Source organism: Amycolatopsis sp. NPDC057786 (assembly GCF_042797905.1).
Lineage (GTDB): Bacteria > Actinomycetota > Actinomycetes > Mycobacteriales > Pseudonocardiaceae > Amycolatopsis.
In genome coordinates this window covers 1-24,149 of sequence record NZ_JBHVKW010000033.1, presented here as the reverse complement: position 1 = coordinate 24,149, position 24,149 = coordinate 1, and the positions used below count along the sequence as shown (strand labels likewise).

Below are 24,149 nucleotides of genomic sequence, written 5' to 3'. Positions count from 1 at the left end.
CCCGATACCGACTTTGGTCGGTGGACTCCTCACTGATCGCTCTTTAGATTCACCCCATTACACCCGGTCAGGGGTAATTCATTCGGGCAACCGAAGGGATTCCTGTCACGGGCTGTGTTGGCCAGAATCAGGGAGAGAGTTCGATGAGCAGATTCAGCCGGGTGGTCACATGCTCGGTTCCGGTCGCGGTCGGGGCGTTGCTGCTGTCGACCGCGGTTTCCGGTGCCCAGCCGTCGGAAGAGGTGCGCACCCAGGCCGGGATCAGCGCCCTGCAGAGCATCAAGAAGAGCCTCACCCCGGCCGAGCGCAAGCAGTCGAGCCAGCTCGTCGTCGAGAAGCGCCTCCGCACCGACAAGGGGCTGGCCGGCAAGCTGCCCGAGTACCGGACCGGGCTGGGCGTCAGCGACGCCGGCACGGTCGCGGTGGACATCAAGGGCGCCGGACAGTCCCTGGTGGACGCCGTCAAGGCGGCGGGCGGCACCGTCCGTTACGCCTCACCCGCCGGTGCGATCCGCGCCGACCTCCCCCTGACCGCCGTCGACGCGATCGCCGGACGCGGCGATGTCGCCGAGGTCAAGGCCGCTTCCCAGGCCATGACCTGGAACGAATCCGCGCCGCAGGACCGGCGGCAGGCCGCGGCCAAGAAGACCGCCGCCGCGCTGCAGGTCGCCGAGGGCGACAAGGCGCACGGCAACGACACCGCCCGGACCAAGTACGGCGTCACCGGCGCGGGCCAGAAGGTCTGCGTGCTCTCGGACGGCATCAAGTCGCTCCAGGCGTCGCAGACCGCCGGCGAACTCCCCGCCGTCGACGTCCTCCCCGGCCAGGCGGGCAGCGGTGACGAGGGCACCGCGATGCTGGAGATCATCCACGACATGGCGCCCGGCGCCGCGCTCGGTTTCGCGACCGCGTTCACCAGCGAGCAGAGCTTCGCCGACAACATCCGCGCCCTGCGGACCACCGGCAAGTGCACGATCATCGTCGACGACGTCTCCTACTTCGACGAGTCGCCGTTCCAGGACGGCCCGGTCGCGCAGGCCGTCAACGACGTGACCGCGGACGGCGCGCTCTACTTCTCCTCCGCGGGGAACTCGGGCAACCTGACCGACGGCACCAGCGGCTACTACGAAGGCGACTTCCGCGGGTCGGCCAGCAAGATCTCCGGGATCACCGGGACGCCGCACGACTTCGACCCGAGCGCCACGACCCAGCTGTACAACGCGCTTTCGCCGAACTCGGTCGGCCGCTACGTCACCCTGTTCTGGTCCGACCCGTGGGGCAAGGCCACCAGCGACTACGACCTGTTCGTCCTGAACTCGTCCGGCGCGGTCGTCGCCTCCAGCGAGGGCGCGCAGAACGGCACCCAGAACCCGTACGAGATCGCCCAGGTCCCGGCCAGCGGCTCTGGCTTCAAGGTCGCCGTGGTCAAGTACAGCGGTGAAGACCGGTTCATCGCGCTCAACGTGATCCGCGGCCGCTTCGTTGCCTCTGGTGACCTGAAAGCCTTCAGCACCAACGGTGTCACCTCGGGCCACTCGGCGGCCGTCAACGCCTTCAGCGTCGCGGCCGCCCCGGCCGCCGGTGCCTTCGGCCGCGCGCTCGAAGCCGGTGACCCGGCGAACCCGGCGGGCCCGTACCCGGGGCTGTTCACCAGCGCCAGCAAATGGGAGCGGTTCACTTCGGACGGTCGCCGTCATCAGTTCTACAACCCGGACGGTTCGGTGATCACCCCCGGCAACGTGTCCTCGACCGGTGGCGCGACGCGGAACAAGCCGGACATCACCGCGGCCGACGGCGTCGCGACCTCGGTGAGCGGATTCCAGCCGTTCTTCGGGACCTCGGCCGCCGCGCCGAGCGCCGCCGCCATCGCCGCCCTGCTGAAGCAGGGCAAGCCTGCCGCGACCCAGGCGGAGATCCGGAACGCGCTTGTGTCGACCGCGATCGACCTCGGCGCCCCGGGCTTCGACCCGGTCACCGGCGCGGGCGTGATCATGACCGGCCCGGCGCTCGCCGCGCTGGGTGTCGCCCCGAAGTAGCCGCAGTAGTCCCATCGCGCGTGAAGGCTCCCTTCCCTCGGCTCAGCTGAGGGAAGGGGGCCTTCACGCGCTAGGAGGGGGTCAGGACTTGACGCAGGACAGGCCGTTCGGGCCCGACACGGTCAGGAAGCCGTACCGCTTGATGGTGGTGGCGAGCTGGCCACCGCACAGCGGGCTGGCGGTCGCGGCCGTGTCACCGGCGGCGAAACCGACGGCGCGCTGGGCCTGGTCGTAGCTCGGGGTGCGGGTGTCGAGCACGTGGTAGACGCTGCGCGAGCCGAGGAACGCCGTGGTGAAGGCCGGGGTGTAGTTACCGGCCGAACCGGCGACCGGGGAGCCGTCGAAGCCGGCGCCGGTCAGCGGGTTCACGGTGAAGCCCGCGCGCTTGTCCGCGGTCACCGCGTTGCCCTGGGCGATCCACTGCGCGATGGAGAACGGGGCGATCGCGTTGGCGCGGTCGGCGGCGGGGATGGAGTTGCCGTCGTGCTCCTGGAACCGCTTGATGGTGACCGGCTTGGTGGTGGGGTCGAAGCCGAGGACGGTGGTGGTGAAGAAGCTCAGCGTGCCGGAGCCGGTCTGGGGCAGGTACACGACGATGGCGGCGTTGGCGCCACCGACCTGGTTCCAGTTGGTGATGGAACCGTCGTAGATGCCGCGCAGCTGCGCCAGCGTGAGGGACAGGCCCGCGCCGGAGCCGGTCGCCGAGGACGACCAGGTGACACCGTCGGTGGCGAAGGCGTAGTACTCGAACGACGCGGGGTCGGACGAGCCGCGGGGCGACGACGACCGCGCGATGTCGATCTTGCCGTCACCCGCGTCACCGGAGGCCTTGAGCGCGGCCTTGCCCTGGGACGAGCCGTTCGGCGGCAGGGTGGTCGTGGTGTTGTAGACGACCTCGTCGGCGTACAGGTCACCGGGAACGGTGAAGGTGGCGCCCGGGGCGAGCAGCGGCGGGACGTTGACGTGGTTGTCGGGGTCGGTGTTCCAGGCGGCGCCGTTGGCGTTGGCCAGGATCGCGCCGGTGATGTCGACGGTGGTGTCCGAGCCCGCCGCGGCAAGGACGTCTTCGAGGCCGTTGGCCGGGGCGACCGCCGAGGCGGTGCCGGTCAGGGTGAGGCAGGCACACGCGGCGATCGCGGTGGCGCCGAGAAACCGAGTGGTACGAGCACGCATCTTGTTTGCACTCTTTCTCTAGTCCCCAAGTCGTCACGGGATTCCGTGACTTGCCCCAATCCTCGCTCCGCGACGCTGTCCGGCGGCGGTGCTTCGCGTTCCCGCCCGACGTCATGGTGGTTAATCTCCGGGGAACGCACTTTCCGTGAGCGGCCGTCACGGAGAACGATTCGGTGAAATACCGCCGGAATCACGCCGGTATTTCCGGCGCCAATCGGTGATGGTCTCGATCCCTTCGCCGATGGACGCCTCGGTGGTGGCCGAGCGGAATCGGTCGAGGCCGCGCTGTGCCTCGATCCGCCGCCCGTAGGCATGGCTGGCGATCGCGACGACGCGGTCTTCCCGATGCAGGCGCCAGCGCCAGCGCCCGCCGCTGAGATGACTGAAATCGCTGGTCAGTTCGGAAACATGCGCGCTGAGCCAGGCGATCGCGGCGAGGCATTCCTCGGCTCGCGGATAGTCGTCGGGCGCCGAACCCAGCGACACGTTGTTGCCGCCGAGCAGCCGCCATCGAATGGTCTGCTCGCCGGTCTGGACGAGCTGAAAGCGTGGATTCTTCTTCACCGTTCACCGTCCTGACGGCGAGGTGAACGGTGTGAATTCCCCCTGATCACATCCGGTGAATCGCCTCGATGTGGTGAAGGGGTTACCGGTTTTCGTGAAGGCGCGACGGCCGACGGGTGAACGTTTTCCTTCGGCGGCGGCGCGCTAGCCTGAACGGACGCGGGTAATCGGAAAACAATCACCGAGCCGGATCGGTCCGGCACGGTCTGCGAGGAGGTTCGATGGGCAACGGCAGGACCGCGGTCGTCACCGGGGCGGGTTCCGGGCTCGGCAGGGAGATCTCCCGCGCGTTACTCGGCGCCGGTTACCGGGTCGCCCTCGCCGGCCGTCGCGCGGACGCGCTGGCCGAGACCGCCGGTGGCGACACGAACGCGCTTCCCGTGCCCACCGACGTCGCCGATCCCGACTCCGTCGCCGCGTTGTTCGAGACGGTCCGCGCGGAATGGGGGCGGCTGGATCTTCTGGTGAACAACGCGGGTGTCTCGGTGGGCGGGACCGTCGACGAACTGTCCTTCGCGGACTGGAAACGCGCCGTCGACACGAACCTGACCGGGATGTTCCTGTGCGCGCAGCAGGCCGTGCGGCTGATGAAGGCGCAGGAGCCGCGCGGCGGCCGGATCATCAACAACGGCTCGATCTCCGCGCACGCCCCGCGCCCCGCGTCCGTCGCCTACACCGCGACGAAACACGCGGTCACCGGGCTGACGAAGTCGATCTCCCTCGACGGGCGCGCCTGGAACGTCGCTTGTGGACAGATCGACATCGGCAACGCCGCCACCGAGATGACCCTGCGAATGGCCGACGGGATCCCGCAGGCCGACGGCAGCGTCAAGGCCGAGCCGACCTTCGACGCCCGGCACGTCGCGGACGCCGTGCTGTACATGGCCGGACTGCCGCTGGACGCGAACGTGCAGTTCCTGACCGTCACGGCGACCGCGATGCCGTACATCGGGCGCGGCTGAAGGGGACTTTCCCCTCATCTCACGCGGTGAAGGGCGCTTTCCCCGCATCGCATGCGGGGAAAGTCCCCTTCGCCCCGTGCTCTCCTGGGCCGCGCTCGCCGGGTGTTGCGAAAGCGGCTTTCGCAACCCCTCTCGCTGGGGGCCCGACCACTCCGGCGGCAACCGCCGCCTACGGGATCACCTTCGCCTTCCGGAACTCGTCGAACAGCCGGAAGAACATCGCCGACGTCTCCGTGTACTCGTGGAAACCGGCCCGCCGGGCCTTCGAGCCGTCCGCGAACATGTCGTAATCCCAGCCGAACACGAAGTCCGCGAACGCCCACGACGACGAAACCGCGCTGTACGGCACGTCGAGCCCGTACTTCGCGGCGATCGACGTCCAGAGTTCTTCCTTGTCCGCCATGATGACGTCCAGCGACATCGGCAGCGGCGGCGCCACCTCCAGGTCGAAGTACTTCGCGATCCGCGGCCAGAGGTCGCTCCACCGGAACAGGTCGCCGTTCGCGATGTTGTACGCCTCGTTCTCCGAATCGGTCGCCCACACGGTGGCCTTCGCCAGCAGCCCGGCGTCGGTCATCTCCAGGAGGCTGTCGTACGCGCCGGGTTTGCCGGGGAACCGTAGCGGCAGGCCGAGTTCCTTCGAGATCGACGCGTAGACCGCGATGGCCAGCGCGAGGTTCATCGGGTTGCCCAGCGCGGTGCCGCCGACCACCGACGGCCGGATCGCCGACCACGTCCAGGTCCTCCCCGCCTGACGACGTTCCAGGAACTGCTGCTGGTCCACATTGAACTCGGGCGGCATATGCCCGGCGTCGTCCTCACGCGCCGGGGTCTTGAACGGGCCGAGGTGGGCGCCGTAAACCTTGTAGCCCTGCATGAGGCTGATGTGGCGCAGCCCTGGCGCGGCGGGCTCGATCGCGTCGACGAGGTTGGTCAGCATCGCCAGGTTCGGCGCGACCAGTTCGGCCCAGGACGGCTTGTCGACATAGGCCGCGTAGAACACGTGCGTGACGTCGTCCAGGCCGCCGAGTTTCGCGCGGGTGTCGTCCGCGTCGAGCAGGTCGACCGCGATCTGACCAGGACCGCCGCGGCGCGACAGGCCGATGACGCGCCAGCCCGGCAGGGTCTCCAGGTGTTCGATCAGGTTCTTGCCGATGACCCCGTTGGCCCCCGCGACCAGGGCGACCTTGCGTTCTTCGTTCATGTCCTCAACCCTGGACCCGCTGCGCGAATAAGTCCAAGGCATAGATATCACCACTCCGATAAACTCTCTTCATGACTAGCTTACGGCAACTCGAGTACCTGGTGACCGTCGTCGACACCGGCTCCTTCACCAAGGCCGCCGAGTTGCTGCACGTGACGCAGCCCGCGCTGTCGCATCAGGTGCGCGCGCTGGAGAAGGGCGTCGGCGGCCCGCTGCTCGAACGGCTGCCACGCAGCGTCCGGCTCACCCCGATGGGCCGCGCCATGCTGCCGCACGCCCGCGCCACCCTCGCCGACGCCGAACGCGCGCGGTGCGCCGCCCGGCAGGCGTCCGGGCTGGAGGCCGGGGAACTCCAGATCGCGACAGTCTACTCGGTCGGTATCGGGGTCCTGCCCGCGGCGTTGCGGGTCTGGCGCCGGGAGCGGCCGGAGGTCGACGTCCGGCTCGTGGAGTTCCGGCACGCGGACGAGCTCCGGGAGGCCATGGCGGCGGGGGAGGCCGACGTCGCGGTCGGCCCGGTCCCGCCGGGCTGGGACGGGCCGGTCCGCGAAATCGGCGCCGAGGAGTTCGTCGTGGTCCTGCCGATCGACGGGCCGCGCGAGGACGACGGCAGCGGCGTCGTCGATCTGGCGACCCTCGCGGACTGCGCGTGGGTGCACTACGCGCCGGGCAACGGGCTCGCCGACCTCGTCGACCAGGCGTGCGCCTCGGCGGGGTTCCAGCCGAGGGCCGCGGTCCGGACCGAACAGAGCGCGGCGGCCCCGGTGCTCGCGGCGGCGGGACTCGGTCCCGCGCTGGTCCCGGCCAACGTCCTGCCCGCGGGCTTCCACGGCCGCGTCCTGCGGCCCGAACCGGCGATCCGGCGCACGCTCGCCGCCTATTGCCGCAGCACGCCCGACCCGCTGACCTCGGCCTTCATCGACGTCGTCGCGGGTGAGTGCACGCTCGGGTCACCGCACGGAAACACCTGACAGGTCCACCCCGCCGAACACCGTCGCTTTGACGTCGCCCACCCGCTCCGCCCAGACGGCGTGCCCGTGCCCGGACCACAGCGGCACGACCGGGAGATCCCGGAGCAGGTGGTTCTCCACCAGCCGGTAGACCTCGCCGCTCTCGCCCGCTTCGATCTCCTCGGCCGATTTCAGCAGGTCGGCGAACCCGTCGCTCTGGTAACCGGTCGCCTTGGCGATCTCGGCCAGCACCTCCTGCGGGCTCGGCGTCAACAGGCCGACGTCGATCGCGAACGGTCCCTGTCCGGGTTCCGCGGCGAGCGGGATGCTGACCGCCGTGCTGACCTGCTCCGCGAGCGGCCGCAGCCAGCTCGCCTGCGACTGTCCGAAGTGGACAGGTGTGGCCGGGAACTCCGCCTGGGACAGCAGCGATTTCCCGGCGCCCGCGTCGAACGTGCAGGGACGGCAGGTGCTGCTGCGCTCGCCCGGCGCGACCGCGGGCGGCAGCAGCGATTTCGCCGGGTCCACCTGCTTGCCGAGGGCGCCGGTCTCCAGCGCCGCGCGATCGATCCCGAGCGCGAAGCCGTGCCGGACGGTCGCGTCGGAGAAGTGTTGTGCGGTCAGGGGAAATCCGAGGTAGGCGACGGTCGGCAGGGCCCACATCACGTGCCGCTGCGCGAAATCGGCGTGCATGGCCTCATGGCGATCGCCGGGGACGAACGTGGAGAGGTCGAGTTTCCCGGCCTTGACCTCGTCGTACTGCGCCGCCGCGTCACCGGTCTTGAGTTCGATCACGCGCGCCTTGCCCGGCGCGTCCACCACGCGGAGCAGTTTGCCGCCCGACGGCTGCCACGGGCCGTCCAGCCGGAACGGTCCGTTGCCGACGGGCCGCTGCGCGAAACCGGCCCAATCGCGGGAAGTCAGTGCCGAGGCGGGCAACGGGACCAGCGCGGGCGAGGACAGCAGCGCCGGAACCTGGCCGGAGGGCCGGTCGAGCACGATCCGGATGGTCAGCGGATCCGGCGCGGTGATCTCCTTGGCGCGCAAGAGATCCTTGATCACCCGCGACGCCTGCCACTGCTCCGCGCCGATCGCCTTCCACGTGTCCACATAGGACTGCGCGGTCACCGGCGTGCCGTCGTGGAATTTGCCGCCGTCCTTGAGCTTCACCGTCCACGTGATCCGATCGGCGCTGGTGAACGCTTCGGCCGCCCGCGGCGCCGTCTTGCCCGTCGCCGGGTCGTAGTCGGCCAGCGGCGTCCACAGCGCGCCGGCGAGCATCCGCCCGGACTGGTCGCGGACGTCCGCGGGCAGCAGGGTCGCCGGGGCGGCCAGGCCCACGCGAAGAACGTCCGGTGCGGGCGGTTCGCCGGATTCCGTGCAGCCCGCCGCGACCACGGCGGCGGCGAGGAGCGGAGCCAGAAGACGCAAGCGCATGGTCATGTCATAGCAGTCCCGCACGACCAATGGCGGTTGTGCGGGCAAAGTGGCGATCATAGGGTGCAGGGACCAGCCTGGGAGGTTTCTGTGCGAGGAAACTGGTTGCTTCGTTCGTGCCTGGCGCTCGCCACGGTCACCGCGACCCTGATCGCCACCGGTCTGCCCGCCGCGGCGTGCGGCGAGGAGGACAAACCGGCAGGCGAGAAGGTCCGGGTCGCGGGTGCCCCCGGCGCGGTGAAGAACGTCAAGGCCGTCGGCAACGTGCCCGACGCGCAAGGCGCCATCGCCATGGGGTTCCTGCAGTACGGCAAACGGGACGTCATGGCGGTTTCCGGCGAGTTCGGCCTGAAGGTCTACGACCTGACGAAGAACCCCACCGCCCCGAAGCTGATCGGCGAGGTCAGCCTCCCCGGCCTGTGGGAGACCGAGGACACCGAGGTCGACGTCAAGCGCAAGCTCGTCTTCCTCGCGCGCGACCCGCGGGCCTACGGCGGCACCACGCAGACCGGCGAGTCCGGCATCTACATCATCGACCTGAAGAACCCGGACAAACCGGTCCTCCTGAGCTACACCAAGGTGCCCGCCGGTCACACCACCAGCTGTGTCGACGACTGCCGGTACCTCTGGACCGGTGGCCCCGCGAAGGCCGCGAACCAGCCCGCGGAGTGGGGCGGCCGCCCGATCTGGGTGACCGACATCCGCGACCCGCGCAATCCCAAGACGTTCCCGAACCCGATCGAACTCGCGCGCAACGACGGCAAGACCGACTACGTGCACGACGTCCAGGTCGACGCCGAGGGCGTGGCTTGGGTGTCCGGCCGAGGCGGCGTCCGCGGCTACTGGACCAACGGCTACCACCGCGATCCCGTGCAGGGGAAGGTCCGCCGCGCGACCGCGTTCGACCCGGTGCCCTACGCGGGCGGCGGGATCGAGGAGACGGCGGCGCCGTCGAAGTTCATGCACAACAGCTTCCACCCGGCGGGACACCGCTCGGCCGACGGCGCCGACTCGAATCGCTGGCACGGCCGCGACCTGATCTACGCCACCGAAGAGAGCTTCCTCGACGGCTGCGCCGGTGACGGCGTGCTGACAATCTCGTCGCTGAAGAACTCGTACAACGGCGAGGGCTGGCGCTCGACGCCGGAGAAGCCGTTCCGCCTCGAGTCCGTCGGCACCTGGAGCGTCGCCGGGCAGGAAGGCAGCGACCCGGCGTCGGGTGACTGTTCCGCGCACTACTTCGACATCCGCGGCAAGGTCCTCGTGCAGTCGTTCTACGCGCAGGGCACGCGATTCCTCGACGTCAGCGACCCGACCGACCCGAAGCAGATCGCCTACTTCCGCCCGGCGGACGCCAGCGCGTGGGCGCCCTACTGGCACAAGGGTTACGTCTACGTCGCCGACAACACTCGCGGAATCGACATCCTGAAGCTCACCGCCTGAGGCAGGATGGCCCCATGCGCACCATGGGGAAGACGTGGGGGAGCACGGCCGCGGTCGTCCTGATCGCGGCCTGCTCCTCGCCGCCACCGCCTGCGGAGATGGCCGTCCGGACTGATTCGGCGCCGGTCGCCGAGGACTTCCCGGAGGTGGGCGAGATCGTCTCGGCGTCGTGGGTCGAGGAGAGGATGGGCGCCACCGAGGGGCGGGACGCGGCGCCGGGGCCGTCCGATCTCCGGCTGTCCGCGCTGGTGAAGCTGCGTCGCGAGGCCGTCGCAAAGGTGCTGGCCGACTACAAGTGCCAGGCGGGTTCGCCCGCGGTCCCCGAGTCCTTGAAGGGACTCTTCCCGTCCGGGGTGAAGTGGCTTTCGTGCGCGCTGCCCACGACCACCAAGGCGCGGACCGCTTTCGTGGTCGAGGGGTCCGAACAGGCCTTCCTCACCTCGACGACCATGTAACAGATCTGTGGTGGAACTGTCGCGGGACCATCACGGCAGAGGGATGATCCCTTCCTAGCTTGGCGCCATGACCACCTTGCTCGTGCGGGCCCCGGTCCCCGTCGCCGGGAAGACTTCGCGACGAAGCGTCACCGCACTGTTCGCGATCGCCGTCCTCCTCGCCGGATACACCGGGTTCCGATTGCCGGGGGAGTGGGCGGCGACCCTGCAGGCCGTGTCCCTGACGGACGGATTCCGCCGCCGTTTCCTCATCGGCACCCTCCTGAAGCCGTTCGGGCACGACTACGCGGTCTTCGCGGTCGCGAGTTTCGCCGTCCTCGGCGCGGTACTGGCGGTCGTGACGCTCGCCTTCTTCCGCAGCCGCACCGAAAGCCGCCGGTGGTTGATCATCGGCTGGCTCCTGTTACCGACCGGCGGCTACCTGTTCCACGAGGTCGGCTACCTCGACCAAGTGCTGTATCTGCTGCTGCCCGGCGCGCTGTGGGCGGTGCACCGGAACAGACCTGTGCTCGCGAGCGCGGTGATGGCGCTTTCGGTGACCGTGCACGAGATCGCGTTGCTCACTGTGCTGCCGATCTTCGGTTTCGCCCTGCTGCGGAAGGTTCCGTTCCGGCGTGCGTGCGCGTTGCTCACTCCGGCGGCGGTACTCGCCCTGGGGATCCTCGCCCTGCCGCCCGCCGCTCCCGGCACCATCGACGGTCTCCGGCGCTCACTGTCCACAGCGGACTTCGCCTACCGCGCCGACGCGCTGGATCTGTTCGGGCGCAGCCAGACCGAAAGCTGGCGGCTGTACTCGATCGCCGGTGTCCTGCTCTACCTGCTGCCGATCGCGGCCGTCGTGATCGGCGGTTTCCTGTACCTGCACCGGCCCACGCTCGCGGCCGTGGTGCCCGCCGCCGCGATCGGGGCGCCGGTCCTGCTCGCGTTCGGCGGCTGGGACGATGCCAGGTGGGGATTCCTGCTGATGACCAACTTCTTCGTGGTCGTGTGGCTTTGGCTCGGCCACCGTGAGCTGAAACCACCCCAGATCGGCGTGCTGACCGCGCTCCTGCTGGTCCTCACCCATATCCCGTTGCCGTATTTCGACGACTACACGCCACGCGGGCTCACGCTGGTGACTCCCGTGGAAGACGCACGGTGAAGACGGCGCCGTGATCGTTGTGCACGGTGATGTCCCCGCCGTGGATCAGCGCGTTCTCCTTGGCGATCGACAACCCCAGCCCACTGCCCTCGGTCGCCTGGCGCGCGTGATCGCCGCGAACGAACCGGTCGAACAGGATCGGCCGCAACTCCTCGGGCACGCCAGGACCGGCGTCGGCGACCCGGATCGTCACCGCGTCGGAAAGGCCTTCCACCGACACTGTGATCGGCGTCCGGCCGTACCGCTCGGCGTTGACCAGCAGGTTGCCCACGATGGTGTGCACGCGACGCGGGTCGGCGGAGACGGTCGTATCGCCGGTGCTCGTCACCCGGACGGGCGTCTCCGGCACGCTGACCTCGATCGCGTCGTCGACGAGCGCGGGCAGGTCGACGAGTTCGGGCCGCAGGTTCGCGGAACCGGCGTCGAACCGCGAGATCTCCAGCAGATCCTCGACGAGCCGCGCCAGGCGCCTGGTCTGCGTCCCGAGCAACCCGGCAGCGCGGGTCCTGACCTCGGAGTCGGCGTCGTCGAGGGTGCCGACCGTGGCGACCATCGACGCGAGCGGGGTCCGCAGGTCGTGGGCGACGTCGGCGACGAACCGTTGCTGCTGGCGGTCCTTGGCGCGCAGTTCCCCGATCGCCGCACCGACCCGATCGGCCATCGTGTTGAACGACGCGGCGAGATCGGCGAGTTCGTCGCGGCCCTTCACCGGGACACGCACGTCGAAGGCACCGTCGCCCAGGTCGCGCGCGGCGGAGGCGACTCGCAGCACCGGCCGCCGGATCCGGCCCGCCGCGAAGACGGCCGCCGCCACGCCGAAGACGGTGACCCCGAGCGTGATCCGCGCCAGCTTCCAGCGCTGGGCGGCCAGATCCTGCTCGAAGCTGGTGAGGTCGAAGAACTGCACCACCCAGTACGCGACGAAGTTCGCGCTCACCACCAGCAGCCTGCGCCCAGTCGCCGGATCGGTCGTGGTGGCCGACAACAGGCTTTCCGGCCCCTTGGTCCGCTTAAGGACCACGTCCCGCACGGTTTCCAGCGCGGCTCGCCGGTCAGGAGGGGTCGCGTTTTCGGCGCCCGTCGCCCAATCGTGGCTTTGCGAAGAGGCCTTGACGACCGAGAGAGGTCCTTCGGGTGCCTTGAAGTCGTCGTTGGTCAGCTGAGGATGGCTCGTGACGAGCATCCAGTCCGCCGCGGCCTGGTCCATTCCCTGGGAGAACAACTCCAAGGCCCGAGTGGAGCCCGCCATGGACTGTTCGAGATGAGGCCACGCCTGGCCGAACATCGCCCCGAACGACGTCTTCGCCGCGGCGGTGAACCGGTCGAGCGCGTCGTCCTCCTGGATCTTGGCCGCGCTGAAGGCCATGGCCACCGTCGCCGTCGTGGTCACCACCACGACCGCCGCGGTGACCCGGGCACGCAGGCCGAGCCTCATTCGCCCACCAGCCGGTAGCCGAGTCCCCGAACGGTCTTCAGTACCACGGGATTCGCCGGATCGTCCTCGATCTTCGCCCGCAACCGCGCGACCGCCGCGTCCACGATCCGCGAATCGCCGACGTAGCCGTAGTCCCAGACCCGTTTCAGCAACGTCCGCCTGCTCAGTACCTGGTTGGGATGCTCGGCGAACTCGACCAGCAACCGGATCTCGGTCGCGGTGAGCGCCAGTTCGACGCCGTCGCGCATCACACTCATCGCCGCCGCGTCGATCTCCAGCCGCCCGACCCGCAACTGACCGGCCGACGGCCCGGGGGCGGTGACGGCGCGCCGCCCGATCGCCTTGATCCGCGCGTCGATCACCCGCGGTTCGGCGGGTTTGACCACGTAGTCGTCGGCTCCGCACTCCAGCCCGGCGACGATGTCGATCGGGTCGCCGCGGGCGGTCAGCAGGACCAGCGGCAACCGGCTGCGCGTGCGGATCCGGCGGCACACCTCGAAACCGTCCATCCCGGGCAACATGACGTCGAGCAGGACGAAATCGAGTTCGAGCCGGTCGGTGAACAGCGCCTCCAGCGCCCGCTCCCCGGTCGGCGCGACGACGACGTCGTGGCCGAGGGCCTTCAGTGCGAGCGTGAGCGCTTCGGCGAGTGCGACGTCGTCCTCGACGAGCAGGATGCGCGGCATGGTTCCCCCAAGATCGAAAGGCTCACCGATCGTAAGGGCGCTTCGTCGTCCTCGTCGTGGTCTGCGGCGGAACCGTCGCGGAGCCGTGCGGTCTCGTCACAAAATTCTGGTTCTTGAGCTTGGCGTTCCAAGCCGTCAACGTCAGCTTGCCCGTGGTGCCGAGGTCGGTGTCGACCGTGATCTGCTGCTCGGGGTCACCTTTCGCGGCCGCGACCGTCACGTAGGCGCCGGCCTCCGGCGAACCCACGGTGACGGTATTCGACCACGAGACGACCGAGAGCAGCGTGCCACCGGGCTGGACCGTCTGCGCGCTGACGCCGGGATCGATCGCCATGTACGACGTGCCGTGCTCCACGGCGACGTTCATCGGCCGTGTGGCGGCGGCGCACTGCACCTGGTCGCGACGAGCAGCAGTCCACCCAGCAACCTCAGTTTCCCCAGAACGCCGGAACCCTATCCGAGTAGGTGAAGGCCTCTTCCGGTACTGGTGCGGCCCGGGACACGCCCGGGCCGATCGCCCGACCTCAGCATCGCCCGACGGCAGCACCTGGGCCGAAAGCGTCCTTCACCGCATCCGACGCGGGGAAGGACGCCTTCGGCCCATTTCAGGCCAACAACTCCTGCAGTTCCGCCACCGCGTCGGACAGCTCGGTCGCGAACAGCTCCATCTCGTGTGCCACGTGCTTCGGCGTGCACAGGTACAGATTCAGCGACTTCGGCAGCAGCACGTACGCGACACCGATGCACTGCGGGCTGGTCGACCCGAAGCCGAAGTACTGGATGTTCACCGACGGCGCCGAGCTGGTGCTCAGGTAGTCGTCGCGCATCTTCAGCCAGCCGGGTGACGAGTACAGCGCCGGAGAGTCCTCGACGCCGCGTCGCTTCTGGATCAGCTGCAGCTCCCACAGGTGCTGCTCCGGCGCGTCACCCGCCTGACACTCCTTCGCCCGCGTGACGTGCTTCGCGGCCGCCGCGCGGAAGGCAGCCTGGCGCGTCTGCCGGTCGGCCTGCGGGTCGTCCATCACCTGGACGAACCACTGCACCTCGGGCGTCACCACTCGCATCGCTTCGGTGCGCCCGTTCTGGTACTGCCGCGTCGCGATCGACTCGTACGTCGCGCCGGTGATCCCCTTCGCCCGCTTGTGCGCGAGCTGGTACGCCATCTGTGCGAAGGCGTCCGGGGACATCCCCAGCTCCTTCGCCCGCTTCGCGCCGAAGTCGGTGAAGGACACCGTCTTCGTAGCGGTCGCTTCGGCGTACTCGGCGAAGGACGCGGCAGCGGCGCGAGCGTCCTCTCGCAGCGCTTCGCCCAGGACGAACTCGATGACCTCGGACGCCGGGACGCCGTCGGCGGGCGGCCGCTCCAGCCGCGTTCCGCTCAGCAGCGCGTCGGTGAACCCGAGGATCGTGGTCCCGTCCAGTTCACAGTGCTCGACGTTGATCCCCGCCGTGCCGTCCTCGAACACGATGAGCGAAACGGCCTTGTCGAACCAGCGGTTCCCGCTGTCACCGTGCAGCAGGTTGTCACACGCCTCCTGCGTGTTCGCCGGCGTGAAATCCTCCAGGCACAGGCAGAACAACGCCGTCTCGATGTCGTCGAGCGCGGCCGCGTTTCCCGCCGCCAGCAACGCTTCCCGCGTCGCCGCCCACTCCGCCCTCGCCTTGGTGGTGAAATGCCCGGCGGCGGTCCGCGGGTCCTCGACGAAGTTCCCCGACTTCACGATCGTCTGCAGTCCCGCGACCAGCTGATCGGGGGAGTACGGGCGGCCGTCCGGCGCTATGACGTCCATCCGGAACGGGGTGTCACGGTGGAAGACCACGACGTGCCGCGCCTTCGACGGCCCCGGCCAGTCCTCGCGGTACGGCGTGCGCGCGGTGTCCTGCACGGCGCCGGGGATCCGCGTCGCGGAGAACAGGTACTTGTGCTGAACCATCGACTGCGGCTGCCCGCGCAGCACGATCGGCGGCACGAGTTCCTCGTCGAGCTTCAGCTTGTAGTCCACCGCCGACGCGGCCAGTTCGGCCGCGCGCTCCAGCTGTCCCAGCGGGGAATCGGTGAACAGAAAGAAGAAGTTCGCGTTGAGCGCGATCCGGTCGCGACGGCCGAGGTAGCGGTACGGCCAGAAGGTGTCGAGCCAGCTCCGGACGCCTTCCCGCTTGTCGTAGGCCTCGAGCGCGTTCTGCAGTTCGTGCGCCGGGCTTCCTTCCGCGAGGAACTCGGTGACGGCGCCTTCGGTCTCCGCGAGCTCGCCGGCGGTGAGCAGCGGCGAGCACCACTCGAGGAACCGGCGGCAGGTGTCCTCCAGACTGGGGACGGGGACCCGCGGCAGGATGTCCTCGTTGCCGAACGTGCGGGTGGACGGTTCCGGACTGGTCACGATCATCCTTGATCTCGAAGGGGAAGGGCGTTCAGCGCGGAGGCGAGCTCGCCCGCCGCGCCGTTCGGCCGGGAGACGAACAGCCGCGCGTACAGGCGGCCGTCGGCTTCCAGCCCACGCGGGTCGACGCCCGCGACGGACAGATTGTCCAAGATCTGCGACTTTTCTTCATCCGAAGCGAATCTCCGCTGCCGGAAGACGCCGTCGACCCCGGTCGTGTCGTACTCCAGCTCGCCGAGGCTCTCGGCGACCGGCCCGTAGGAGAACATCCGCAGCACGAAATGCGCCATCCACGGCCGGCTTTCCCGCGCTATCCGGACGAGGGTCTTCTCCGTGACGTAGCCGACGCAGCCGGTCGAGATGACGATGTCGACGTCGGCCAGCAACGCGCGCTGCTCCTCTGTCGGCTCTTCGCTCTCCAGATCCGCGTGGATCGCGTCGTCGATGAAGCCCGCGGCGAGCGCGTAGTCCAACGCGGGCGCGGAGGCGTCGAGGCCGATGAAGCGGACACCGTCGCCGACGGCGAGCGTCTCGACCATCCGGCGATCGCGAGCGATCAGTTCGTCCCGGCTCAGCGACTCGACGCCCCGGTAGTGGTCGTACAGCCGCTCCATCGAGGTGTCGCAGCGATGCAGCGCCGCGTTGACGCCGTAGGAACAGCCGAGGTCGAGCACCGTCGGCACCTTCACGTCGGCCTCCGCGCGGTACTCGTCGATCAGTTTCGCGAAGTACGCCTTGGCCTGCTGGGGGATGTCGTAGTCCAGCCCGCGCAAGGTACCGAAGAAGGCACGGGGATCGGGCTCGGTGTAGATGTGGTCGAAAGAGATCTTGCCGGTCGAATCGAAAGGCACGGCCAAGCTCCTGACTTAGTCGAGCAGCTGATCGCCCCGGACCGCCGCCGAAGCGACGTGTTCCGGCAGGACCCGGCCGAACAGCTGTCTCGTCCGCTCCGGACTGCCGATGACCCCAGGACGCTCGCTGTACGCGAAGATCGCGGAATGGCGGGCGACTGCCCCTTGAACACTACTCACCCGGTGCAGCGCGAAGCGTCCGCGAAACAGCTGAAGATCGCCAGGACGCAGAGTGAGCCGCTTGATCAGATGATCACCTTCGCCCGCCAGCACGGCACGGACGTCGTCGAAGTTCTCCGCCGTTTCGGAGCGGATGTTCGGGCAGTATTCGAAGACACCGCCGTCGGCCGCCTCCTGCGTGAGCATGCTGACCGTGTACTCGTTGGTGTCGAAATGCCACGGATGCGCGCGGCCCGGTTCGATCACGTTGAGCACCAGGCCGGACAGCGGATCGGCGAGTTCGTGCAGTTCGGGGAGTTCGAAGCAGTCGGCGACGAACCGCTGGAACTCCCGGCTCGAGTACAGCTGCTGGATCACCGCGGTCGCCGGGATCCGGTCACGCGCCACGAAGGCGTTGCCGCGTTCCATGATCGTGCGGCCGGGATGATCCTCCGGCAGTGGGGTGTCGATGGCGATGTTGTAGGCGTTGACGCGTTCGACCTTCGCGTATGCCTCCGGAGCGATCTTCGCGCCTTCGTCGCGGAGGACGTCACGCAACTCCGGACGGATGAAGTCGGCCAGCACACTGCAGCCCGTTTCCCGCAGTTCGGCGCGGGTCCGGAAAACGATTTCGCGCCACGCGGGGCTTCCCGGCTCGGACAACGGATAGCGGGCGGTATCGGCCACCTGGACTGCGCTCGCGGTCATCGACGTCCTCTCGGCTGCCCGGAAGTGAGCTTCGGGTTTAGCACAGAAAACGTCCGCGACTCCCGCGCCTTGTGAGCGGTGCCACACGCAACGTGACGGCCTCCTGACTCGAGTCAGGAGGCCGTCAGTGGCTTTTCGTCAGCTGGTGACAAGCGGCAACAGCGGCCGCCGCACCGCGGTCGCGACGCCGTCGGACGCCTGCGCCGCGGCGATCCGCTCGGCCGTCGGCGTGCCGTACTCCGTGGTCCGCTGCCGCAGCGGACGGCCCAGCGGTTCGACCATCGCGCGCATGTCGCTGATCGTCTTGTACGACCCGTTGGCCGCGCCCGCCATCCGGCTGATCGTCTCCTCCATCAGCGTCCCGCCGATGTCGTTGACCCCGCCCTGGAGCACCGCGCGGCTGCCCTCTTCACCGAGTTTCACCCACGAGCTCTGGATGTTGTCGATCATCCCGTGCAGCAGCAGCCGGGACAGCGCGTGCACCGCGCGGTTCTCGCGCAGCGTCGTCCCCGCCCTGGCGAGCCCGGCGAGGTAGATCGGGGAACTCTGGTGGATGAACGGCAGCAGCACGAACTCGCTGAACCCGCGCCGCCCGTTGCGCTCCAGGCCTTCTCGCTGCAGTTTCGCCAGCAGCTTCAGGTGCCCGACCCAGTGCGCAGGCGTGTCGACGTGGCCGTACATCATCGTCGACGTCGTGGTGATGCCGAGTTTGTGCGCGGTGGTGACGACGTTGATCCATTCGGACGTCGGCAGCTTGCCCTTCGTCAGAACCCAGCGGACGTCGTCGTCGAGGATCTCCGCGGCCGTGCCCGGCAGGGAGTCGACACCGGCCTCCTTCGCGCGCGCCAGCCAGTCCTCGATCGAGAGGTTCGTCCGCGAAGCGCCGTTGACGACCTCCATCGGTGAGTACGAGTGCAGGTGGATGTCCGGCTGACGGCGTTTCACCTCCGCCGCGAGATCGAAGTACGCGGTGCCCGGCAGATCCGGGTGGATGCCGCCCTGCATGCAGATCTCGGTCGCGCCCGCGGCCCACGCCTCGTCGACCCGGTCACCGACCTGCTCCAGCGAAAGCGTGTACGCGTCCGCGTCGGTGCGCCGCTGGGCGAACGCGCAGAACCGGCAGCCGGTGTAACACACGTTGGTGAAGTTGATGTTCCGCGTGACGACGAAGGTGACATCGTCGCCGTTCACCTCGCGACGCAGGTCGTCGGCGATCTTGGTGAAGGCTTCGAGCTCCGGCCCGTCGGCGTGCAGCAGCGCCAGAGCCTCGTCGTCCGAAAGCCCGGCGGGGTTCTTTTCCGCGCTGCGCAAGGCATCCCGGATGTCGAGGTCGAACCGCTCCGGCGCGGTCTTGATATTGCCCTTGATCTCGGCCCAGTCGCCGTAGACGGAATCGAAGTCGCTGCGGCGGTCTTCCGTTCGCCCGACCGTGTCGACCTCGACGTGCAGATCGGTGCGCCCGGCCTCCTTCCAGCCGCCGTCCGGCTCCTGCCACGGGATACCGACCGGGATGGCCTCTTCGATCGCGAGGCCGGTCTCGGTGTCGGTCAGCGGCGCGAGATGCGCGTTCATCCGCGGGTCCAGCCACGGCTCGCCGGCCTTGACGTACTCCGGGTAGATCGGCAGCCGCTCGCGCACGGTGAACCCGAGCGCTTCGGTGCGGCGTTTGAGCTCGTCGATCTGCGGCCACGCGCGTTCGGGGTTCACGTGGTCGGGGGTCAGCGGCGAGACACCGCCCCAGTCGTCGATCCCCGCGTTCAGCATCAGTTCGTACTGCTGGCCGATCAGGTTCGGCGGCGCCTGGATCCGCATCCGCGGCCCGAGCACCAGCCGCGCGACAGCGATGGTCGCGGCGAGTTCTTCGAGATCGGCGTCCGGCGTCGCGCGCATCTTGGTGTCCGGCTTCGCGCGGAAGTTCTGGACGATCACTTCCTGGATACCGCCGTAGGTCTTCGCGACCTTGCGGATCGCGAACAGCGAGTCGGCGCGTTCCTCGAAGTTCTCGCCGATACCGATCAGGATGCCCGTGGTGAACGGCACCGAACTGCGGCCCGCGTCCTCCAGCACTCGCAGACGGACGTCGGGGTCCTTGTCGGGCGAACCGTAGTGCGGGCCGCCCTTCTCCGTGTACAGCCGCTTCGCCGTCGTCTCCAGCATCATGCCCATCGACGCCGAAACCGGCTTGAGCCGCTGGAAGTCCTGCCAGCTCAGCACGCCCGGGTTGAGGTGCGGCAGGACGCCCGTCTCCTCCAGTACCCGGATCGCCATCGCCCGGACGTAGGACAGCGTGTCGTCGTAGCCGTGCGCGTCGAGCCAGTCCTTCGCCGCCTTCCAGCGGTCCTCCGGACGGTCGCCGAGGGTGAACAGCGCTTCCTTGACTCCCATCGCGGCACCCTTGCGGGCGATGTCGAGCACCTCGTCGGGGGAGAGGAACGGCGACTCGACCCGGCCGGGAACGGTCGCGAAGGTGCAGTAGCCGCATCGGTCACGGCACAGCCGGGTCAGCGGGATGAACACCGAACGGCTGTAGGTGACGACGCCGGGGCGGCCTGCCGCGACGAGTCCGGCGTCGCGGACCCGGGAGGCGTGCTCGGACAGCGTCTTGAGATCGTCGCCGCGCGCCTGGAGCAGGATCGAGGCCTCGGTGATGTCGAGGGTCTTCCCGTCGCGCGCCCTGGCGAGCGCCCGGCGCATCGCCGAGGTGGTGGGGGCGTTCGCGTCAGCAGGGGATGCCATTCCCGCACGCTATGGCCGGACCCGCTCCACCTGCCAGTGTGCATCCCGCCACCGCGTCACCCACGTGGGTAAGGTCACCGTTTCCGCTGGTCAGCGCGCGATCTTGGTTGCCGATCAGCGGGCGCGAGTGTATTACCTAAAGTGTGGCTTCGGTGGTCGGTAAGAAGGTCGGCGGGCGGACGTACTACTACCTCGTCACCTCCGCGCGGGTCGACGGCGAGCCGCGCGTGGTTTCGCAGCGTTACCTCGGCACGGCCGAGGAGATCGGGCGCGCGATGGAGGGCGACATCTCCGCCCCCGGCGAAGCGCGTCACCGGACCTTCGGCGACGTCGCGGCCGTGTGGGCCACGCTGCGACGGCTCGACTTCGTGCGCCGGGTCGACGAAGCCGTCGGAACCCAGCGCGCCGCGACCACACTGGGGACGCATCTCGCACTCGCCGTCCTGCACCGGGCGACGGCCCCCGAAACGCAATTAGCCGACTGGTGGCGTGACTCCGTCGCCCGGGAATTCGTCCGGGCGGATCTTCCGAATCACTGGCGCGCCCTGCACCGCCTCACGCCCGAACGGATCGCCCGGATCGAGACCGCCGTCGCCGACGCCGTGCTCTCCTGGCTGGGGACGGGCGACGCCGCGCTCGCCGTGGACGTCCCGCAGTTCGCCACCTTCACCACGGCCGACCCCTGCCGCTGCGAACTCGCCGGGCTCGGCTTGGTGGTGACCAAGGATGGCGCGATCCCGCTGGCATCGCACGTGTACCCACGGGAAGAGGCACCGCCGTTCGCCGCGCTCGCCGAGCGACTCCGCTCGCTGTACCCAGTCACGCTGGTCTTCACCGCCGGCCAGGCCGCGCAACTGGACCTCGGACGGCACTTCGTCGGCGCGCTCCCACTTTCGGAGCATCCGGAGCTGCTGGCGAAACCACCGTCCGCGCGCAAACCCGTCGACCCGGAGCGCTTCGCCGGGCTGACCGCCCTCGACACCAGAGCCGTGGTCGCGGGCGTGCGCCGTCGCGTGATCCTGACCCACTCCGAGACCCTGCACAACGCGCAGGCCCGCGCGTTCGGCGAGGAACTGAGCACCGCGACGCGGGAACTCGCCGGCCTCGACGCCGCGCTGGCGTCGGGCGTCTACCGGGGCGATCGCGGCCAGGTGAACGCCGAAATCGCGCGGATCACCCGCGGCCGCCGCGTCGAACGGGTGCTTTCCCCTTCACTGACGGGAACGAAACCGGGGGAGATCCGGCTGACCTGGAAGGTCGACGACGCCGCCGTCTCGCGGCTGCACGACGAGTTCTTCGGCAAACAAGTGCTGGTCACCGACCACGACTGGCCGGTGTCCGAAGTCGTCACGGCGTACCGGGCCCGGACCCACCTCGACTCGACGTTCCGCTGGCTGACCGGTCCCGCCGTCACCGGCCCGGCCCCGCGCTGGGACTGGACGCCGCATCGGATCGCGGTGCACACGCTGGTCACGGTGCTCGCGTCCACGGTCACGCACCTCATGCGGCGCGAGGCCGACCGCGCCGGGATGAACCTGTCGGTCCGCGAACTGATGGACAGCCTCGCGGGGATAGGGGAGACGGTGCTTCGGTATCCGTCCACCGGCGGCCGCCCGCGGACGCGGCGCCTGCTGACCGAGCGGAGCCCGGAACAGCAGGCGCTCTTCGACCTGTTCGACCTCCCCGGACCCCGCCCCACCACCACCCTCAACGGACAGGCTCCGCCTGACCGGCCTACTCCGACCGATGGATATGCAGCGCGGAGAAGCTCTGCACCACCGGCATCAACTCGATGACGTTGATGTTCACGTGCTCCGGCTGCGAAGCCGCCCAGAAGACGGACTCGGCCACATCGGCGGCCGTCAGCGGCGTCGTGCCCTTGTAGACGTTGTCGGCCTTGCTCTGGTCGCCCTCGAACCGGACGACGGAGAACTCCGTGCCGCCGACCAGGCCCGGCTCGATGTTGGTCACCCGGACGCCGGTGCCCTGCAGGTCCGCGCGCAGGTTCAGGCTGAACTGGTGCACGAACGCCTTGGTCGCCCCGTAGGCGTTGCCGCCGGGGTAGGGGTAGGAGCCCGCGACCGAACCGATGTTGATCACGTGCCCGCGGCCGCGCTCGACCATGCCGGGCAGCAGCGCGCGGGTGAGGTGCGCGAGCCCCCTGATGTTCGTGTCGATCATCTGGTCCCAGTCGTCGAGCTTCGCCCGATGGGCGGGTTCGAGCCCTTTCGCGAGGCCGGCGTTGTTCACCAGCAGATCGACCTCGGCGAATTCGGCGGGCAGCGTGCCGGGGAGCGCGGCCACCGCGTCGGCGTCCCGGACGTCGAGCTCGAAGGGGAGGACGTTCTCGCCCAGCTCGACGGCCAGCTTGCCGAGCCGGTCCTTGCTGCGCGCGGCCGCGACGACCTTGGCGCCGTCGGCGGCGAACCGGCGGACGATCTCGACGCCGAACCCGGCGCTGGCACCGGTCACGAAAACGGTCTTCTGGGGCATCAATCAATCTCTTTCAAGAACCGTGCGAACACGTCGTTGAACTCGGCCTCGCGCTCCAGGTTAGGCATGTGGGCGGCGCCTTCGATCACCGCCAGGGTGGAGCCGGGGATGAGGTCGTGCATGAGCTCGGCGTCCGAGACCGGAGTGAACTCGTCCTCGGTCCCGACCACGACCAGTGCCGGCACTCCTACCCGCGTGAGGCTGTCCCGGTAGTCCGGCCGCTCGGCCCGTCCTCTTAGTGCGGCCGCCGCCCCTTCCGGGGGAGTCGTGCGCATCATGTCGAGCACGTGCGCCGCCACGTCCGGCATCGTGCGGACGTTCTCGGGCGAGACCATCTTCGTCAGCACGTCCTCCGCGTAGGGGTTCAGCCCCTCCGCGAGGACGCGGTCCGCCATCTCGTTGCGGACGCGCTTGCCCTCCTCTGTCTCTTCCTGGGGAGAGGTGTCGGCGAGCAGGAGCCCGGCGACGCGGTCGGGGTAGGTGCGGTGGAACTCCATGACGATCTGCCCGCCCATGGAGAGACCACCGAGCACGAAGCGCTCGAGACCGAGGTGGTCGGCGAGCCGGAGGATGTCGGCTGCGAAGACGTCGAGTCCCGTCTTCGTGCTCTCCGGTGGCCTGGTCGTATCGCCGTACCCGCGGAGGTCGGCGGTGATGACCCGGTAGCCCTCCTGGCTGAAGCGCTCGGCCTGGGGACGCCACATCGAACGGTTGAAGGGGTGGCCGTGGACGAGGACGACCGGCGACCCGGCGCCGAGGTCGTCGTAAGCGACGGAGATGCCGTCGAGTTCCGCAGTGCTCATGAACCCGACGCTAATCGGAGCAATCCTCGGGATCAATACGGTGCAATGTACTCGGAGCAATGTTCTTGCCCGGGAGTTCACCTGGGGTCTCTTGGGGCGATCACCGCGTGCTCGCCGGGCCAGGGCGCGTTTATGGCCGCTGACCTGCGCGAATGTCGTTAAGGTACCCCCCTGTTTTCGGGGGTTTCCGGCCATGTAAAGTTCTCTTCGTCGCCAGGGAAACCGAGCGGCCGACCGGGACACGAACCAAGCTCTCGCTCAGTGCGATTGAGTGGGTGTCTCACCAAAAACTGCTAGGAATGACTGCTTCGGATAAGGCCGCTTGGTTGTGGTGCGATCTGGGGTGTGTTGCTTGAGAACTCAACAGTGTGCTAGTGAACTAAGCCAGTAGAGCTTATGTATTAAGAACCTCGTTTTGGGGTTCCTTTGAGAGCATTAAATTGCCTCGATCAAATTTGACATTGTTGGAGAGTTTGATCCTGGCTCAGGACGAACGCTGGCGGCGTGCTTAACACATGCAAGTCGAACGATGAAG

General features: G+C 68.8%; 20 protein-coding genes and 1 rRNA gene. 8 read left to right on the top strand and 13 right to left on the bottom strand.

From position 1 onward, the window contains the following. Window positions 1-143 precede the first annotated feature (143 nt). Window positions 144-2,036 carry a S8 family serine peptidase gene (locus tag ACFVM3_RS18925; RefSeq protein ID WP_378440233.1) on the top strand — a complete coding sequence of 631 codons (1,893 nt, stop codon included), beginning with the start codon at window positions 144-146 and terminating at the stop codon, window positions 2,034-2,036. A gap of 81 nt (window positions 2,037-2,117) precedes the next feature. Here the strand turns inward: ACFVM3_RS18925 and ACFVM3_RS18920 are convergent, their stop codons facing one another. Beyond that, window positions 2,118-3,209, bottom strand: a complete 1,092-nt coding sequence (locus ACFVM3_RS18920; RefSeq protein WP_378440231.1) for a substrate-binding domain-containing protein — start codon at window positions 3,207-3,209, stop codon at window positions 2,118-2,120. Window positions 3,210-3,365: 156 nt separating this feature from the next. Further along, window positions 3,366-3,773, bottom strand: a complete 408-nt coding sequence (locus tag ACFVM3_RS18915) for a DUF1508 domain-containing protein (protein ID WP_378440230.1) — start codon at window positions 3,771-3,773, stop codon at window positions 3,366-3,368. Window positions 3,774-3,994: 221 nt separating this feature from the next. On the opposite strand from ACFVM3_RS18915, the gene ACFVM3_RS18910 reads away from it, so the two are divergent. Then, window positions 3,995-4,735, top strand: a complete 741-nt coding sequence (locus ACFVM3_RS18910; RefSeq protein ID WP_378440228.1) for an SDR family oxidoreductase — start codon at window positions 3,995-3,997, stop codon at window positions 4,733-4,735. 169 nt (window positions 4,736-4,904) lie between these two features. On the opposite strand, the gene ACFVM3_RS18905 is transcribed toward ACFVM3_RS18910, so the two are convergent. Continuing rightward, on the bottom strand, window positions 4,905-5,939 hold the full coding sequence (locus tag ACFVM3_RS18905) for an SDR family oxidoreductase (protein WP_378440226.1): 1,035 nt from the start codon (window positions 5,937-5,939) through the stop codon (window positions 4,905-4,907). Window positions 5,940-6,010: 71 nt separating this feature from the next. Between ACFVM3_RS18905 and ACFVM3_RS18900 the strand changes: the two genes are divergently transcribed. Continuing rightward, window positions 6,011-6,910: a LysR family transcriptional regulator gene (locus ACFVM3_RS18900; protein WP_378440224.1), complete on the top strand. Its 900-nt coding sequence runs from the start codon at window positions 6,011-6,013 to the stop codon at window positions 6,908-6,910. Here ACFVM3_RS18900 and ACFVM3_RS18895 read toward each other — a convergent pair. Then, window positions 6,890-8,332: an ABC transporter substrate-binding protein gene (locus ACFVM3_RS18895; protein ID WP_378440222.1), complete on the bottom strand. Its 1,443-nt coding sequence runs from the start codon at window positions 8,330-8,332 to the stop codon at window positions 6,890-6,892. The genes ACFVM3_RS18900 and ACFVM3_RS18895 overlap by 21 nt on opposite strands. Before the next feature lie 99 nt (window positions 8,333-8,431). Here ACFVM3_RS18895 and ACFVM3_RS18890 point away from each other — a divergent pair, with 99 nt between their 5' ends. From ACFVM3_RS18890 to ACFVM3_RS18880, 3 genes are all read left to right on the top strand, one after another. Continuing rightward, window positions 8,432-9,769, top strand: coding sequence for an LVIVD repeat-containing protein (locus ACFVM3_RS18890; protein WP_378440220.1), 1,338 nt, complete (start codon window positions 8,432-8,434; stop codon window positions 9,767-9,769). 14 nt (window positions 9,770-9,783) lie between these two features. Then, window positions 9,784-10,224 carry a hypothetical protein gene (locus tag ACFVM3_RS18885; protein WP_378440219.1) on the top strand — a complete coding sequence of 147 codons (441 nt, stop codon included), beginning with the start codon at window positions 9,784-9,786 and terminating at the stop codon, window positions 10,222-10,224. Window positions 10,225-10,291: 67 nt separating this feature from the next. After that, window positions 10,292-11,365: a hypothetical protein gene (locus ACFVM3_RS18880; RefSeq protein WP_378440217.1), complete on the top strand. Its 1,074-nt coding sequence runs from the start codon at window positions 10,292-10,294 to the stop codon at window positions 11,363-11,365. On the opposite strand, the gene ACFVM3_RS18875 is transcribed toward ACFVM3_RS18880, so the two are convergent. The 7 genes from ACFVM3_RS18875 to ACFVM3_RS18845 form a co-directional block, all read right to left on the bottom strand. After that, complete coding sequence (locus ACFVM3_RS18875) at window positions 11,331-12,800, bottom strand: sensor histidine kinase (RefSeq protein WP_378440215.1); 1,470 nt, start codon at window positions 12,798-12,800, stop codon at window positions 11,331-11,333. The two genes, ACFVM3_RS18880 and ACFVM3_RS18875, sit on opposite strands and share 35 nt — an antisense overlap. Continuing rightward, complete coding sequence (locus ACFVM3_RS18870; protein WP_126735627.1) at window positions 12,797-13,486, bottom strand: response regulator transcription factor; 690 nt, start codon at window positions 13,484-13,486, stop codon at window positions 12,797-12,799. The genes ACFVM3_RS18875 and ACFVM3_RS18870 overlap by 4 nt, the downstream gene beginning before the upstream one ends. A gap of 22 nt (window positions 13,487-13,508) precedes the next feature. Then, a complete protein-coding gene (locus ACFVM3_RS18865) occupies window positions 13,509-13,853 on the bottom strand; it encodes a hypothetical protein (RefSeq protein WP_378440213.1) in 345 nt (114 codons plus the stop codon). A 238-nt stretch (window positions 13,854-14,091) separates the two neighbouring features. Next, window positions 14,092-15,870, bottom strand: a complete 1,779-nt coding sequence (locus ACFVM3_RS18860; RefSeq protein ID WP_378440211.1) for a choline/carnitine O-acyltransferase — start codon at window positions 15,868-15,870, stop codon at window positions 14,092-14,094. Then, entirely contained in the window at window positions 15,867-16,715 is an 849-nt protein-coding gene (locus tag ACFVM3_RS18855) for a class I SAM-dependent methyltransferase (RefSeq protein ID WP_378440210.1), read from the bottom strand. The genes ACFVM3_RS18860 and ACFVM3_RS18855 overlap by 4 nt, the downstream gene beginning before the upstream one ends. A gap of 15 nt (window positions 16,716-16,730) precedes the next feature. Then, the gene (locus ACFVM3_RS18850; RefSeq protein ID WP_378440208.1) at window positions 16,731-17,582 is read right to left on the bottom strand and encodes an arpA protein; all 852 of its coding nucleotides are present in this window, start codon (window positions 17,580-17,582) and stop codon (window positions 16,731-16,733) included. Between the two features lie 138 nt (window positions 17,583-17,720). Next, on the bottom strand, window positions 17,721-20,318 hold the full coding sequence (locus ACFVM3_RS18845; protein WP_378440206.1) for a bifunctional FO biosynthesis protein CofGH: 2,598 nt from the start codon (window positions 20,316-20,318) through the stop codon (window positions 17,721-17,723). Window positions 20,319-20,461: 143 nt separating this feature from the next. On the opposite strand from ACFVM3_RS18845, the gene ACFVM3_RS18840 reads away from it, so the two are divergent. After that, a complete protein-coding gene (locus ACFVM3_RS18840) occupies window positions 20,462-22,114 on the top strand; it encodes a transposase (RefSeq protein ID WP_378440204.1) in 1,653 nt (550 codons plus the stop codon). Here ACFVM3_RS18840 and ACFVM3_RS18835 read toward each other — a convergent pair. Beyond that, window positions 22,053-22,811 (bottom strand): SDR family oxidoreductase, encoded by a 759-nt coding sequence (locus ACFVM3_RS18835; RefSeq protein ID WP_378440202.1) that lies wholly within the window; start codon window positions 22,809-22,811, stop codon window positions 22,053-22,055. The genes ACFVM3_RS18840 and ACFVM3_RS18835 overlap by 62 nt on opposite strands. Further along, complete coding sequence (locus ACFVM3_RS18830; protein WP_378440201.1) at window positions 22,811-23,614, bottom strand: alpha/beta fold hydrolase; 804 nt, start codon at window positions 23,612-23,614, stop codon at window positions 22,811-22,813. The genes ACFVM3_RS18835 and ACFVM3_RS18830 overlap by 1 nt, the downstream gene beginning before the upstream one ends. A gap of 461 nt (window positions 23,615-24,075) precedes the next feature. Here ACFVM3_RS18830 and ACFVM3_RS18825 point away from each other — a divergent pair. Beyond that, window positions 24,076-24,149 (top strand): 16S ribosomal RNA (locus ACFVM3_RS18825); the annotation flags it as partial.

Coding starts and splice junctions, on each gene's coding strand:
- ACFVM3_RS18905 (WP_378440226.1), bottom strand. CDS start 5,939: ATGAACGAAGAACGCAAGGTCGCCCTGGTCGCGGGGGCCAACGGGGTC.
- ACFVM3_RS18885 (WP_378440219.1), top strand. CDS start 9,784: ATGCGCACCATGGGGAAGACGTGGGGGAGCACGGCCGCGGTCGTCCTG.
- ACFVM3_RS18830 (WP_378440201.1), bottom strand. CDS start 23,614: ATGAGCACTGCGGAACTCGACGGCATCTCCGTCGCTTACGACGACCTC.
- ACFVM3_RS18895 (WP_378440222.1), bottom strand. CDS start 8,332: ATGACCATGCGCTTGCGTCTTCTGGCTCCGCTCCTCGCCGCCGCCGTG.
- ACFVM3_RS18900 (WP_378440224.1), top strand. CDS start 6,011: ATGACTAGCTTACGGCAACTCGAGTACCTGGTGACCGTCGTCGACACC.
- ACFVM3_RS18835 (WP_378440202.1), bottom strand. CDS start 22,811: ATGCCCCAGAAGACCGTTTTCGTGACCGGTGCCAGCGCCGGGTTCGGC.
- ACFVM3_RS18880 (WP_378440217.1), top strand. CDS start 10,292: ATGACCACCTTGCTCGTGCGGGCCCCGGTCCCCGTCGCCGGGAAGACT.
- ACFVM3_RS18865 (WP_378440213.1), bottom strand. CDS start 13,853: ATGAACGTCGCCGTGGAGCACGGCACGTCGTACATGGCGATCGATCCC.
- ACFVM3_RS18860 (WP_378440211.1), bottom strand. CDS start 15,870: ATGATCGTGACCAGTCCGGAACCGTCCACCCGCACGTTCGGCAACGAG.
- ACFVM3_RS18920 (WP_378440231.1), bottom strand. CDS start 3,209: ATGCGTGCTCGTACCACTCGGTTTCTCGGCGCCACCGCGATCGCCGCG.
- ACFVM3_RS18875 (WP_378440215.1), bottom strand. CDS start 12,800: ATGAGGCTCGGCCTGCGTGCCCGGGTCACCGCGGCGGTCGTGGTGGTG.
- ACFVM3_RS18845 (WP_378440206.1), bottom strand. CDS start 20,318: ATGGCATCCCCTGCTGACGCGAACGCCCCCACCACCTCGGCGATGCGC.
- ACFVM3_RS18910 (WP_378440228.1), top strand. CDS start 3,995: ATGGGCAACGGCAGGACCGCGGTCGTCACCGGGGCGGGTTCCGGGCTC.
- ACFVM3_RS18850 (WP_378440208.1), bottom strand. CDS start 17,582: ATGACCGCGAGCGCAGTCCAGGTGGCCGATACCGCCCGCTATCCGTTG.
- ACFVM3_RS18925 (WP_378440233.1), top strand. CDS start 144: ATGAGCAGATTCAGCCGGGTGGTCACATGCTCGGTTCCGGTCGCGGTC.
- ACFVM3_RS18870 (WP_126735627.1), bottom strand. CDS start 13,486: ATGCCGCGCATCCTGCTCGTCGAGGACGACGTCGCACTCGCCGAAGCG.